This window comes from Haemophilus parainfluenzae (assembly GCF_014931415.1).
Taxonomy (GTDB): domain Bacteria; phylum Pseudomonadota; class Gammaproteobacteria; order Enterobacterales; family Pasteurellaceae; genus Haemophilus_D; species Haemophilus_D parainfluenzae_AF.
Genome location: NZ_CP063121.1, coordinates 541953 through 555431, shown reverse-complemented (window position 1 = coordinate 555431; position 13479 = coordinate 541953). Strand labels below are relative to the sequence as shown.

Genomic DNA, 13479 nt, shown 5'->3' with positions numbered 1-13479 from the left:
TATTGCGCTTTCTTTATATATAAAAGAGATTTAAAATCCCGTCGATTCTCACACAACAGGAGCACATATGATCAACAGAAGAGATTTCATCCAACTTGGCGCAAGCAGCATTTTAGCGTTGAGTGCGAGCCGTTTTGCTTTTGCGAAAAGCGACACACAAGTCGATTTACGTATTGTAGCAACGACCGATATTCACAGTTTTTTAACTGACTTCGATTACTACAAAGATGCACCTACTGAGAAATTCGGTTTTACCCGTGCAGCAAGCTTGATTCGTCAAGCACGTAAAGAGGTGAAAAACAGCGTTTTAGTTGATAACGGTGACTTAATCCAAGGTAACCCAATTGCTGACTATCAAGCCGCGAAAGGTTATAAAGAAGGCAAACCAAACCCAGCCGTAGATTGCTTAAATGCAATGCACTATGAAGTAGGAACATTAGGTAACCACGAGTTTAACTATGGCTTAGATTATTTAGCGGATGCAATTAAACAAGCGAAATTCCCAATCATCAATGCTAACGTAGTGAAAGTCGGTACTGAAGAGCCCTATTTCACACCTTATGTGATTCAAACCAAAGAAGTGGTGGATAGCCAAGGTAAAACACATAAACTAAACATCGGTTATATCGGTTTTGTGCCACCACAAATTATGGTGTGGGATAAAGCAAATTTACAAGGCAAAGTTGAAACGCGCGATATCGTGAAAACTGCACAAAAATATGTGCCAGAAATGAAACAAAAAGGCGCCGATATTATTGTGGCACTTGCACACACTGGCCCATCTGATGAACCATATCAAGAAGGTGCAGAAAACTCCGCATTCTACCTTGCTGATGTACCGCACATTGATGCGATTGTGTTCGGTCACTCTCACCGTTTATTCCCAAACAAAGAGTTCGCCAAATCACCAAATGCAGATATTGCTAAAGGTACCGTAAAAGGCGTACCTGAAAGTATGGCTGGCTACTGGGCGAATAACATCAGCGTGATCGACTTAACCCTTGCTCAACACAATGGCAAATGGTTAGTGGCTGATGGTAAAGCGGTACTTCGCCCAATTTATGATGCAGAAAACAAAAAAGCGACCACAGAAAGTGATGCCGAATTGACCGCACTTTTAAAACCTGTGCATGAAGCAACCCGTGAATTTGTGGCTCAGCCAATCGGTAAAGCGACCGATAACATGTATAGCTACTTAGCCCTAGTGCAAGATGACCCAACCATTCAAATTGTGAACCAAGCACAAAAAGCTTACGTTGAAAAAGTAGCACCAAGTGTTGCAGCAATGGCGGGCTTACCAATTTTAAGTGCAGGCGCACCATTTAAAGCAGGCGGACGCAAAAATGACCCAACGGGCTATACTGAAGTGAACAAAGGTGAATTAACCTTCCGTAATGCAGCAGATTTATACCTCTATCCAAATACCTTAGTTGTTGTGAAAGCAACAGGTGAAGAACTGAAAGAGTGGTTAGAATGTAGCGCAGGTATGTTTAAACAAATCGATCCTACAAGCGACAAACCACAATCTTTACTTGATTGGGACGGTTTCCGTACTTATAACTACGATGTGATTGACGGCGTAAATTATGAATTCGACCTGACTCAACCACCGCGTTATGACGGCGAATGTAAATTGATTAACCCGAACTCACACCGTGTAGTGAATTTAACCTACCAAGGTAAACCGGTTGATCCAAAAGCAGAATTTTTAATTGCAACTAACAACTATCGTGCTTACGGTAATAAATTCCCAGGCACGGGCGATGCACACATTGTTTACGCTTCTCCTGATGAAAACCGCCAAATCCTTGCGGATTACATCAAAGCAGAAAGCGAGAAAAATGGCCATGTAAACCCAAGTGCGGATAAAAACTGGCGTTTTGCACCGATTAAAGGTAACGATAAATTAGATGTGCGTTTTGAAACCTCGCCAAGCGAACAAGCAGCGAAATTTATTCAAGACAATGCGCAATACCCAATGAAGAAAGTCGGCACCGATGAAGTTGGATTTGCGGTATATCAAATCGATTTATCGAAATAACAAAAAAGGGCGTGCTCAGCACGCCCTACTTATTTCAAAGTGCGGTCAATTTTGACCTTATTTTTCTTCTTTTGGAAGTCTGATTAAGGAAAAGATCAAGCCGCCCCAAATCACAAAAAGCGCCACAATCATCATTGTAATTGCAATACTTGTCATCTTTATTCTCCTTTTTCTTCAAGCTTGAAGTTGTCTTCATTTTTCCATTTTAAACGAGAAAGAATGAATGAAACAACCACTAGCGAAATAGCCATACCCCAACCAAAGATATTTACAAACCAGCTTGGATAGCCTTCATAACCTTCTGTAAATACTTTCGCACCTTCACTGAATAACATAAAGGCAAGAATACCGGTTGTGATGACAATACATAAACGCCATAGGAAACCGACTTTGAATGAAGAGCTTTGATTTAAGTGGTTGCCTAATAAGCCTAGTTTTTCATTTGCAACAATCACAATTAATGAAACAAATGCCACTGCTACAATACCGAAGTAGTTCACAAATTTATCGAATACATCAAGCATTGGTAAGCCGGTTGTGGTACCAAATAAAATGACTGATACCACCATCATTGGTAAGCCAACAACGAAGGTCGCTTTTGCTCGACGTAAACGGAGTTTATCTTGAATCGCTGAAATGATTACTTCAATAACAGAGATAAATGAGGTTAATGCCGCAAAGGTTAATGAACCGAAGAATAATACCCCTAACACTTCACCGAATGGTGCTTTATTAATAATAGTTGGGAATGCAAAGAAGGCTAAACCAATACCACCTTTTGCCACTTCGCTCACTTCTACGCCTTGTGCAGTTGCGATGAAACCTAATGCCGCAAATACACCGATACCGGCAAGCACTTCAAAACTTGAGTTCGCAAAACCAACAACTAAACCGCTACCTGTTAAATCTGAATCTTTTTTCAAGTACGATGCATACGTAATCATAATCCCGAAACAGATAGAAAGAGAGAAGAAGATTTGACCGTAAGCCGCAATCCACACGCTCGGATTAGAGAGTTTTGACCAGTCTGGTGTAAATAGTGCGTTCAAGCCTTTTTCTGCACCTGGTAAGAATAAAGAATAAACTACCAACGCCACAAACATCACAACTAAAACGGGCATTAAGATATCTGAAGATTTAGAAATCCCTTTTTGAATACCTAAAGAAAGCACGCCTAACGCCACTAACCATACAGCAATTAATGGGCCAGTTACCATGCCTACAAACTCAAAGCTCACACCGTTACTGATATCGCCCATTTTTAAGAATTCATGTAGGAAGAAATCAATCGGTTGGTCGCCCCAAGCAGAATTAAGTGAGAAATAGGTATAGCTTGCTGCCCAACCTAATACTACTGCGTAGTAAAGACCGATAATGACATTCACCATTACTTGCCACCAACCAAACACCTCAAAGTGTGGGTTAAAGCGACGATAAGAAAGCGGTGCACCACCACGATGGCGATGACCGATTGCGTAATCTAAGAAAAGCAATGGAATACCGGCAGTTAAAAGTGCAATAAGGTAAGGGATAATAAATGCACCGCCACCGTTTTCATAAGTAGTATAAGGGAAACGCCAGATGTTTCCTAAGCCAACAGCGGATCCAATCGCCGCCATAATAAATGCCTTCCGACCAGAAAAGGTCTCACGCTTTGCGTTTGACTGCGTCATATTAAGTTCCTTTTGAATGAAGAAAGGTTTCAATATAATGAATTCTAAAACCGAGTCAAGAATTTGATTTAAAGTGCGGTTAAAAATAATGAATTTTTTTTAAAAATCACTGTCTAAAGGCCGAATTTAATCTCTATTAACAACCAAAAGGAAACATTTATGGATCTCAACAGCATTTTAAATCAAGTTTTAGATGTTGCTAAAAACTCTGCAAGCAAACTTGAAACCGGCAACCAAACAATCGACTCTCTCACCAAAGTAGGCGGTGGTGCAGCATTAGGCGGTATTTTATCAATGATTTTAGGCCGTAGCGGCGGTGCAAGCTTAGCAAAATTAGGCTCACTTGCTGTATTAGGTAATCTTGCTTACCAAGCGTACCAAAACTATCAAAAATCCCAACAAAACACCCAACCAAACATTTCAGAAAATGCGTTTGATGTATTAAATTCATCAAGCCATGTCGATGCAGGTGAATTGATTTTACGTACTATGATTGCTGCAGCGGCTGCAGATGGTGAAATCACTGAAGATGAAAAACAAACTATCGCAAATGAAGCAGGTAACAACCCTGAATTAGCGCAATGGCTTGAACAAGAAATCCAAAACCCAATTTCTATCAACGAGATTGCTCGTCTGGTAGGTAATGATACTGCACTTGCAAGCAATGTATACTTAGCGGCTCGTTTAGTAAGCAAAGATTTATCTCGCAAAGAAATCATTTTCTTAGCAGATTTAGCTCAAGCGTTAGGTTTAGATGATGCGCTTGTTGAACAATTAGAAAAACAAGCAGGCTTCTAATTTTACGGTCAGAAAACATCGCGTTTTCTGACCGCACTTTCATTAAAAAAACACGATAATCTTGGTTATCGTGTTTTTTTCGTTTGTTTTTTCGCGAAAACCTAACCAAAGGCGAAAAATTCCGCTACAATGCAAAACTTCAATATTCATAAAATTATTTAATAATCATAAAAACGGGAAGCAACATGACAGGCGCACAACTCATTATCGAATGTTTAAAAGCGCACGGTGTAACCGATCTTTTCGGCTACCCAGGCGGGGCAATCATGCCAACCTATGATGCCATCTATGACTCAGGTCTTGACCATCTCCTTTGTCGTAATGAACAAGGTGCTGCAATAGCTGCGATTGGTTATGCGCGCTCTACTGGCAAAGTCGGCGTTTGCGTGGCAACCTCTGGTCCTGGTGCAACCAATTTAATTACCGGTTTAGGCGATGCCTTTGCTGACTCTGTACCCATCGTGGCATTTACTGGCCAAGTGGCGGCTCCTCTTATCGGTACCGATGCTTTCCAAGAAGCCGATGTTTTAGGTTTATCTCTTGCTTGCACCAAGCACAGCTACATTGTGCAATCTATCGAAGAACTCCCCGAAATTATTGCCTCTGCTTTCCAAATTGCACAAAGTGGTAGACCTGGTCCAGTTCTCATTGATGTGCCTCGTAACATCCAAGTGAGCGATGTACCTGAACATGTAAAACCTATTGTCAAACCAGTCGTAAAACCAAGCACACTTTCAGAATTAAAATTAGCTGAAGCAAAAGCGTTATTGGCGCAAGTGAAAAAACCAGTGCTTTATGTGGGTGGTGGTGTAGGTATGGCGAAAGCCACACAAGCGGTCAAAAAATTCCTACAAATCACCAAAATGCCATCCGTTTCAACATTGAAAGGTTTAGGCTCAATTGACCCAACCGATCCCGCTTATATGGGCATGATTGGTATGCATGGCACAAGAGCCGCAAATATTGTCGTACAAGAATGTGATTTATTGTTAGTGTGCGGTGCACGTTTTGATGACCGTGTGACCGGTAAATTAGACAGTTTTGCTCCACATGCGAAAGTGATTCATTGTGATATTGATGCAGCAGAAATCAACAAACTTCGTGTAGCAAATGTCGCCCTTCAAGGTGATTTAATTCAAGCCTTAGAGGCTTTAAGTATCCCGCTTGAGATTGATGATTGGCGAGCACACATTCAAGCATTGAAAGCCAAACTTGATTTCACTTATATTGACAATGCAGGCAACCGACCTATTGACCCTTGGTCGTTGCTCAACACGCTTTCACAGCGTAAACCTCAAAATGCGGTGATTTGCACCGATGTGGGTCAACATCAAATGTGGTCTGCGCAACATATGCACCATTTCGCCCCAGAAAACTATATTACCTCTGCGGGGTTCGGCACCATGGGATTTGGTTTACCAGCAGCGGTAGGTGCGAAAAAAGCACGCCCTCATGATGAAGTGATTTTAGTGACGGGTGATGGTTCATTGATGATGAACATTCAAGAATTAGGTTCAATCAAACGCGGCAAATTACCCGTGAAAATTTTGCTGTTAGATAACCAACGCCTTGGTATGGTACGTCAATGGCAAGACCTTTTCTGGAACAAACGCCGTTCAGAAACCATTTTAGAAGATAACCCTGATTTCGTGATGCTGGCGAAAGCCTTTAATATTCCGGCTGAACGCATTGAGCGTGCTGATGAAGTAGATGCAGCACTTAATCGCTTATTAAATAGCGAAACCGCTTATTTACTACAAGTATGTATTCCACCGGAAGAATGCGTATGGCCGTTAGTCCCACCAGGTGCGTGTAATGCCGATATGTTGGAGGAAATTTAAGATGAACCAATATACTTTTGAATTAACCGCTCAACATCGCCCAGAGGTTTTAGAACGCGTATTACGTGTTATTCGTTTACGTGGCTTCACTGTGACTAATATGGATATGGCATTGGTAGACACTCAAGTGCAGTTAAAAATCACTGTAAAATCTGACCGCACTTTTGACTTATTAGTGAATCAGTTGGCGAAGTTGCCGGATGTTATGGAAATAAAATAATGAAAAATATACGTTTGTTATTGGAGCTACTTATTACTTTCGTACTATTTGGATGCACTTCATTACAAGATAAAGAACTATCTTCTCAAAAAGAAGTAATACACTCTTTCTTTATAGCAGAAGACAACATTTATGCTATAGGGCAACTTAATAGTTATCACTTTGCCGGTTCAAAATATAGTGAAACTGGAGATTTAATTCGTATCTTACAATCACCTTACGTAAAAAACATATCATCTGTGAAAATTCATTCTATCGCTAAAGATGTTGAAAAAAACAAAGTGAAAGCTACATTAACATTATATTTTAATGATAAAGAGCTTACTCAAAAGCAATCTAATGAGCTCTATGGACAAAAATATTACTATATGCAGGAACATAATATATTTTTTATAATGGAAGATGGTGAAATTGTTGATATTAAAAACAAAAATGAGATTTTGAAAAAAGCCAAATTGATTAAACCTTTAGAAACTAAGTACTTAGAATATCGTCAAGAAAAAAGATTCAGTGCTGAAGCAACAGAGGATAACGTTACAGTAGCTGGACGAGCATCAGCGGCAATGATTATTTTTGTACCGTTAGCAATTATCTCATTACCTTTTTATGCAATTCAGTCTTTATCTGGAAAATAAAAACAAACCCTAAAAATTTACTTGGAGAGATTATTTATGCCAAAACTACGTTCAGCGACCAGTACACAAGGTCGTAATATGGCGGGTGCACGTGCCTTATGGCGTGCAACAGGGATGAAAGAAAATGACTTTGGTAAACCGATTATTGCGGTGGTGAACTCATTCACCCAATTTGTACCAGGGCATGTTCATTTAAAAGATATGGGTCAACTAGTCGCGGCTGAAATTGAAAAAGCAGGCGGCGTAGCAAAAGAATTCAATACTATCGCAGTAGATGACGGTATCGCGATGGGCCACGGCGGGATGCTTTATTCCTTACCAAGCCGTGATTTAATCGCAGACAGCGTAGAATATATGGTTAATGCTCACTGTGCTGATGCGATGGTGTGTATTTCCAACTGTGACAAAATCACCCCGGGAATGTTGATGGCGGCAATGCGTTTAAACATTCCAACCATCTTCGTTTCAGGTGGTCCGATGGAAGCTGGTAAAACCAAACTTTCCGACCAGCTCATCAAATTAGACTTAATTGATGCCATGATCCAAAGCGCCGATGTGAATGTCAGCGATAAAGATGTTGATGCCATTGAGCGCAGCGCTTGCCCAACCTGTGGTTCTTGCTCAGGGATGTTTACTGCTAACTCAATGAACTGCTTAACCGAAGCCTTAGGTTTATCTTTACCGGGCAATGGCTCAATGTTAGCGACCCATGCTGACCGTAAAGAATTATTCTTAAAAGCTGGTCGTCAAATTGTTGAGCTTTGCAAACGCTATTACGAGCAAGATGATGAAAGCGTATTACCACGTTCAATCGGCACCTTTGAAGCCTTTGAAAATGCAATGAGTTTAGATATTGCGATGGGTGGTTCAAGTAATACCGTTTTACACTTATTAGCAGCTGCTCAAGAAGCGGGTGTAGATTTCAAAATGGCAGATATTGACCGCTTATCACGCGTTGTGCCTTGCTTAAGCAAAATCGCACCAAACACCAATAAATACCACATGGAAGATGTACACCGTGCAGGTGGCATTATGGGCTTATTAGGTGAATTAGATCGTGCAGGATTAATCCACCGTAACACTAAAACCGTGTTAGGTATGACTTTAGAAGAGCAATTAAATCAATACGATATCATTCGTAATAAAGATGAAGAACTACACAAATTCTTCCGTGCAGGTCCGGCAGGTATTCGCACCACGCAAGCCTTCTCGCAAGATTGCCGTTGGGATAGCGTAGATGATGACCGTGTAGGCGGTTGTATTCGTAATAAAGAAAATGCGATTTCTCAAGAAGGCGGCTTAGCTGTATTATTTGGTAACATCGCTAAAGACGGCTGTATCGTAAAAACGGCGGGTGTGGATGAATCTATCTGGAAATTCACTGGCCGTGCAATCGTATTTGAAAGCCAAGAAGATGCAGTAGCTGGTATTTTAGGTGGCAAAGTGAAAGAAGGCCATGTGGTAGTCATCCGCTACGAAGGTCCAAAAGGCGGCCCTGGCATGCAAGAAATGTTGTATCCAACCAGCTACTTAAAATCGATGGGCTTAGGTAAAAAATGTGCTTTATTAACAGATGGTCGTTTCTCTGGCGGTACATCTGGTTTATCTATTGGTCACGCTTCTCCTGAAGCAGCTTCTGGCGGTGCGATCGGCTTAGTACATGATGACGATATTATCGAAATCGATATTCCAAATCGCTCGATTAACCTTAAAATCAGCGATGAAGAATTAGCAAAACGCCGTACCGAGCAAGATGCCAAAGGCTGGCAACCAGCTAACCGTGAACGTGAAGTGTCTTTTGCATTAAAAGTATTTGGTCACTTCGCTACTTCTGCGGATAAAGGTGCCGTTCGTGATAAAACACTTTTAAAATAGTGTCTGATTCTCCCTCTCTTTTATGAGAGGGAGAAATAAAACAAAGAAAAAATTACCCGCACTTCATCATAAACAACAAATACCATGAAAAACCTACTCACCAATCCTCAACCCTCTCAATCGGATTACATTAACGCGATTGTCAAACTAGGCTCCAGAGTATATGAAGCCGCTACCGTAACGCCACTACAAAAAATGGGCAAATTGTCTGATCGCCTACATAATAATATTTGGATTAAGCGTGAAGACCGCCAGCCAGTAAATAGCTTTAAGCTTCGTGGTGCTTATGCAATGATTTCTAGCCTTTCTGATGAACAAAAACAAGCAGGTGTCATTGCCGCTTCTGCAGGTAACCATGCACAAGGTGTTGCTTTATCCGCTAAACAACTCGGCTTAAAAGCATTAATTGTGATGCCACAAAATACACCGAGCATTAAAGTGGATGCTGTTCGTGGTTTTGGTGGCGAAGTGCTGTTACACGGAGCCAATTTTGATGAGGCTAAAGCCAAAGCCATTGAGCTTTCAAAATCTAAACATATGACATTTATTCCGCCGTTTGATCATCCATTGGTTATCGCAGGTCAAGGCACATTGGCGATGGAAATGTTGCAACAAGTTGCCGATTTAGATTATGTCTTTGTGCAAGTCGGAGGCGGTGGTCTCGCCGCTGGCGTAGCCATTTTGCTCAAACAATTTATGCCGGAAATTAAAGTCATTGGTGTCGAGTCCAAAGATTCAGCCTGTTTGAATGCTGCCTTAGAAAAGGGTGAACCTACAGATCTAGCACATGTTGGGCTATTTGCCGATGGAGTAGCAGTAAAACGTATTGGTGATGAAACATTCCGTTTATGTCAAAAATATTTAGATGGTATTGTATTGGTAGACAGCGATGAAGTTTGTGCGGCAATGAAAGATTTATTTGAAAACGTGCGTGCTGTCGCAGAGCCATCTGGCGCCTTAGGATTAGCTGGTTTGAAGAAATACGTGAAACAAAACAATTTGGAAGGCAAAAATATGGCGGCAATTCTATCTGGCGCCAATCTTAATTTCCATACATTGCGTTATGTTTCAGAACGTTGTGAAATTGGTGAAAACCGTGAAGCTTTATTGGCAGTAACGATGCCGGAACAACCGGGTAGCTTCTTAAAATTTGCCCATGTCATCGGCAACCGTGCAGTAACAGAATTCAGTTATCGTTATGCAGATAATCAAAAAGCCTGTATTTTCGTTGGTGTACGCACGGCTAATGAAGCTGAAAAATCAGAAATTATTGCTGATTTAACGAAAAACGGCTTTGATGTAGAAGATATGTCTGATGATGATATTGCGAAAACTCACGTGCGTTATTTAATGGGTGGACGAGTTTCTAATCATCATGAAAGACTTTATAGCTTTGAATTTCCAGAACAAAAAGGCGCTCTACTGAAATTCTTAGAAATTTTGGGTAAACGTTGGAATATTTCATTATTCCATTATCGTGCACATGGAGCGGATTACGGTAATATTCTTGCGGCTTTCCAATTAGGCGAAAAAGATAACGCAGAATTTGAACAAGCTTTAGCAGAACTCGGCTATGTTTATGAAGATGTAAGTGAAAGTAAAGCGTATCGATATTTCTTACGATAGAAAAACAAAAAGAGCGGTCAAAATAACCGCTCTTTTTTATTATCATTAACTTATCGTTTTGATTTAACGAGTTTTTCAGTAAGTTCGTAAGCACGAAGTTTCGCTAACTCTTTAGAAAGTTTAGCTACAAGTAAATCATGATCCACATCAACTGCGTGATTCACAATATTTTCTTCCGCTTCACGTTTTGCTTCACGAATACGATCTGCATCTAACTCGCTACCGCGAATTGCAACATCGGCAAGTACTGTTACTACTTTAGGTTGAACTTCTAAGAAGCCGCCTGAAACATAGATAACTTCTTCGTTGCCATCTTCGAGAGTGAATTTAACAATCCCTGGCTTAATCGCCGTCATCAAAGGGGTGTGGTTTGGTAAAATACCTAGTTCACCTTCCACACCTGTTGCTTGGATTTGTTTCACAGCACCTTCAAAGATTTTTCGCTCTGCGCTGACTATTATTAGGTTAAATGTCGCCATTTTTGTTCTCCTTCAAATGACTTGAAGTGATTACATATTTTTGGCTTTTTCTAGCGCTTCGTCGATTGTACCGACCATGTAGAACGCTTGTTCTGGAATATGGTCGTATTCGCCGTTTAAAATACCTTTAAAGCCGCGGATAGTTTCTTTTAAAGAAACGTATTTACCTGGAGTACCGTTAAATACCTCAGCAACGAAGAACGGTTGTGATAAGAAACGTTCAATTTTACGAGCACGTGCTACCACAAGTTTGTCATCTTCAGATAACTCGTCCATACCAAGAATTGCGATAATATCTTTTAATTCTTTATAACGTTGTAAGATACCTTGTACGCCACGCGCTACATCATAGTGCTCTTGACCAACAACGAGTGGGTCTAATTGACGTGAAGTTGAATCTAATGGGTCAACCGCAGGGTAAATACCTAAAGATGCAATTTGACGACTTAATACAACTGTTGAGTCTAAGTGCGCAAAGGTTGTTGCCGGAGATGGGTCAGTTAAGTCATCCGCAGGTACGTATACCGCTTGAACAGAGGTGATAGAACCTGTTTTGGTTGAAGTGATACGTTCTTGTAACACACCCATTTCTTCTGCTAATGTTGGTTGGTAACCTACCGCAGATGGCATACGACCTAACAACGCAGATACTTCAGTACCAGCAAGGGTATAACGATATATATTATCCACGAAGAATAATACATCACGACCTTCGTCACGGAATTTCTCTGCCATAGTTAAACCGGTTAACGCAACACGTAAACGGTTACCTGGTGGCTCATTCATTTGTCCGTAAACTAACGATACTTTATCTAATACGTTAGAATCTTTCATTTCATGATAGAAGTCGTTACCTTCACGAGTACGTTCACCTACACCCGCAAATACGGAGTAACCTGAGTGCTCGATCGCGATGTTACGGATTAATTCCATCATGTTAACGGTTTTACCTACACCCGCACCACCGAATAGACCTACTTTACCACCTTTTGCGAATGGACAAATTAAGTCGATAACTTTGATACCAGTTTCTAATAATTCCGTACTGTTAGATTGTTCTTCGTAGCTTGGTGCTGGACGGTGAATAGACCAATTTTCTTCCGCGCCAATTTCACCTTGCTCATCGATTGGTTCACCTAACACGTTCATAATACGGCCTAACGTTTTAGTCCCTACTGGAACTTGAATAGGGTTACCCGTATTTTCTACTTTTAAGCCACGTTTTAAGCCGTCAGATGTACCTAATGCGATACAGCGAACTACACCGCCACCTAATTGTTGTTGAACTTCAAGGGTTAAACCTGATTCAACTTTTAATGCATCGTAAACTTTTGGTACTGCATCTTGTGGGAATTCAACGTCAATCACCGCGCCGATGATTTGTACAATTTTTCCTGCTGACATTACCGTTCCTCTTTCATTAAATCGCTGCCGCGCCGGCGACGATTTCGTTTAATTCATTTGTAATACTTGCTTGACGGGCTTTATTGTAAACTAATCGCAAGTCATTGATTAAATTACCTGCATTATCAGTTGCCGCTTTCATTGCTACCATTCTAGCAGCTTGCTCGGAAGCAAGGTTATCTACCACAGATTGATACACTTGTGATTCCAAATAACGAGTAAGCAAACTGTCTAATAAGACTTTTGGCTCTGGCTCGTAAAGGTAATCCCAGGTGCTTTGTCTTTGCTCTAAATTATCGGTTTCTAATGCCGGTAATGGTATTAATTGTTGATAAACAGGTTTTTGCGCCATTGTATTAACGAATTTATTGTAGGCAATATAAACTGCATCTACCTCTTCGTCTTTATAGCTACCAAACATACCGTTTGCAACACCAATTAAGTCTTCCATTGTCGGATTATCACCCAAACCGGAAAGTTGTGCACGAACAGGTAATCCTAATGAACGGAAGAAGCTAATGCCTTTTGAGCCAATTAAACCCAATTCAACATTAACACCTTTATCTTTCCATTGTTTGATTTCTGTCATGACGGTTTTAAACAAATTAATGTTCAGACCACCACACATTCCGCGGTCAGTCGAGACCACTAAGATCCCGACTTTTTTCACTTCGCGTTGAATTAAAAATGGGTGTTTATAACCAACACTTGCTTTAGAGACGTGGCTGATAACATTTCGTATTGTTTCAGAATACGGACGAGAAGCCGACATACGATCCTGCGTTTTACGCATTTTCGAGGTCGCCACCATTTCCATTGCCTTTGTAATTTTTTGTGTACTTTGTACACTGGCAATTTTGGTTTTTATCTCTTTTGCACCTGCCATC

12 protein-coding genes are annotated in these 13479 nt (G+C 40.8%); 7 read left to right on the top strand and 5 right to left on the bottom strand.

The genetic code is table 11. The features are described 5' to 3' along the window. The first annotated feature begins 67 nt into the window (after positions 1-67). Positions 68-2041 (top strand): 2',3'-cyclic-nucleotide 2'-phosphodiesterase, encoded by a 1974-nt coding sequence (gene cpdB / locus INP93_RS02735; protein ID WP_193451719.1) that lies wholly within the window; start codon positions 68-70, stop codon positions 2039-2041. A gap of 57 nt (positions 2042-2098) precedes the next feature. Here cpdB and INP93_RS02730 read toward each other — a convergent pair whose 3' ends face one another. Both INP93_RS02730 and INP93_RS02725 read right to left on the bottom strand, forming a co-directional pair. Further along, the gene (locus INP93_RS02730; RefSeq protein ID WP_032827301.1) at positions 2099-2197 is read right to left on the bottom strand and encodes a methionine/alanine import family NSS transporter small subunit; all 99 of its coding nucleotides are present in this window, start codon (positions 2195-2197) and stop codon (positions 2099-2101) included. 2 nt (positions 2198-2199) lie between these two features. Then, positions 2200-3714, bottom strand: coding sequence for a sodium-dependent transporter (locus INP93_RS02725; RefSeq protein WP_005694934.1), 1515 nt, complete (start codon positions 3712-3714; stop codon positions 2200-2202). Between the two features lie 159 nt (positions 3715-3873). Here INP93_RS02725 and INP93_RS02720 point away from each other — a divergent pair, with 159 nt between their 5' ends. The 6 genes from INP93_RS02720 (at position 3874) to ilvA (ending at position 10709) form a co-directional block, all read left to right on the top strand. Next, entirely contained in the window at positions 3874-4512 is a 639-nt protein-coding gene (locus tag INP93_RS02720; RefSeq protein ID WP_197545068.1) for a tellurite resistance TerB family protein, read from the top strand. Positions 4513-4697: 185 nt separating this feature from the next. Then, positions 4698-6353, top strand: coding sequence for an acetolactate synthase 2 catalytic subunit (gene ilvG / locus INP93_RS02715; protein ID WP_197545067.1), 1656 nt, complete (start codon positions 4698-4700; stop codon positions 6351-6353). 1 nt (position 6354) lies between these two features. Beyond that, entirely contained in the window at positions 6355-6573 is a 219-nt protein-coding gene (ilvM, locus tag INP93_RS02710) for an acetolactate synthase 2 small subunit (protein ID WP_197545066.1), read from the top strand. After that, positions 6573-7208 (top strand): hypothetical protein, encoded by a 636-nt coding sequence (locus INP93_RS02705; protein ID WP_197545065.1) that lies wholly within the window; start codon positions 6573-6575, stop codon positions 7206-7208. Before ilvM ends, INP93_RS02705 begins: the two co-directional genes overlap by 1 nt. A 36-nt stretch (positions 7209-7244) precedes the next feature. Beyond that, entirely contained in the window at positions 7245-9083 is a 1839-nt protein-coding gene (gene ilvD, locus INP93_RS02700) for a dihydroxy-acid dehydratase (protein WP_049365103.1), read from the top strand. 84 nt (positions 9084-9167) lie between these two features. Beyond that, positions 9168-10709, top strand: a complete 1542-nt coding sequence (gene ilvA / locus INP93_RS02695; protein ID WP_197545064.1) for a threonine ammonia-lyase, biosynthetic — start codon at positions 9168-9170, stop codon at positions 10707-10709. A gap of 50 nt (positions 10710-10759) precedes the next feature. Here the strand turns inward: ilvA and INP93_RS02690 are convergent, their stop codons facing one another. The 3 genes from INP93_RS02690 to atpG are packed head-to-tail and all read right to left on the bottom strand — an operon-like array spanning position 10760 to position 13478. Continuing rightward, a complete protein-coding gene (locus INP93_RS02690) occupies positions 10760-11188 on the bottom strand; it encodes a F0F1 ATP synthase subunit epsilon (protein ID WP_197545063.1) in 429 nt (142 codons plus the stop codon). Positions 11189-11218: 30 nt separating this feature from the next. Beyond that, positions 11219-12592: a F0F1 ATP synthase subunit beta gene (gene atpD, locus INP93_RS02685; RefSeq protein ID WP_005694944.1), complete on the bottom strand. Its 1374-nt coding sequence runs from the start codon at positions 12590-12592 to the stop codon at positions 11219-11221. A 16-nt stretch (positions 12593-12608) separates the two neighbouring features. Beyond that, the gene (atpG, locus tag INP93_RS02680) at positions 12609-13478 is read right to left on the bottom strand and encodes a F0F1 ATP synthase subunit gamma (protein ID WP_005694946.1); all 870 of its coding nucleotides are present in this window, start codon (positions 13476-13478) and stop codon (positions 12609-12611) included. Between the last annotated feature and the right edge of the window lies 1 nt (position 13479).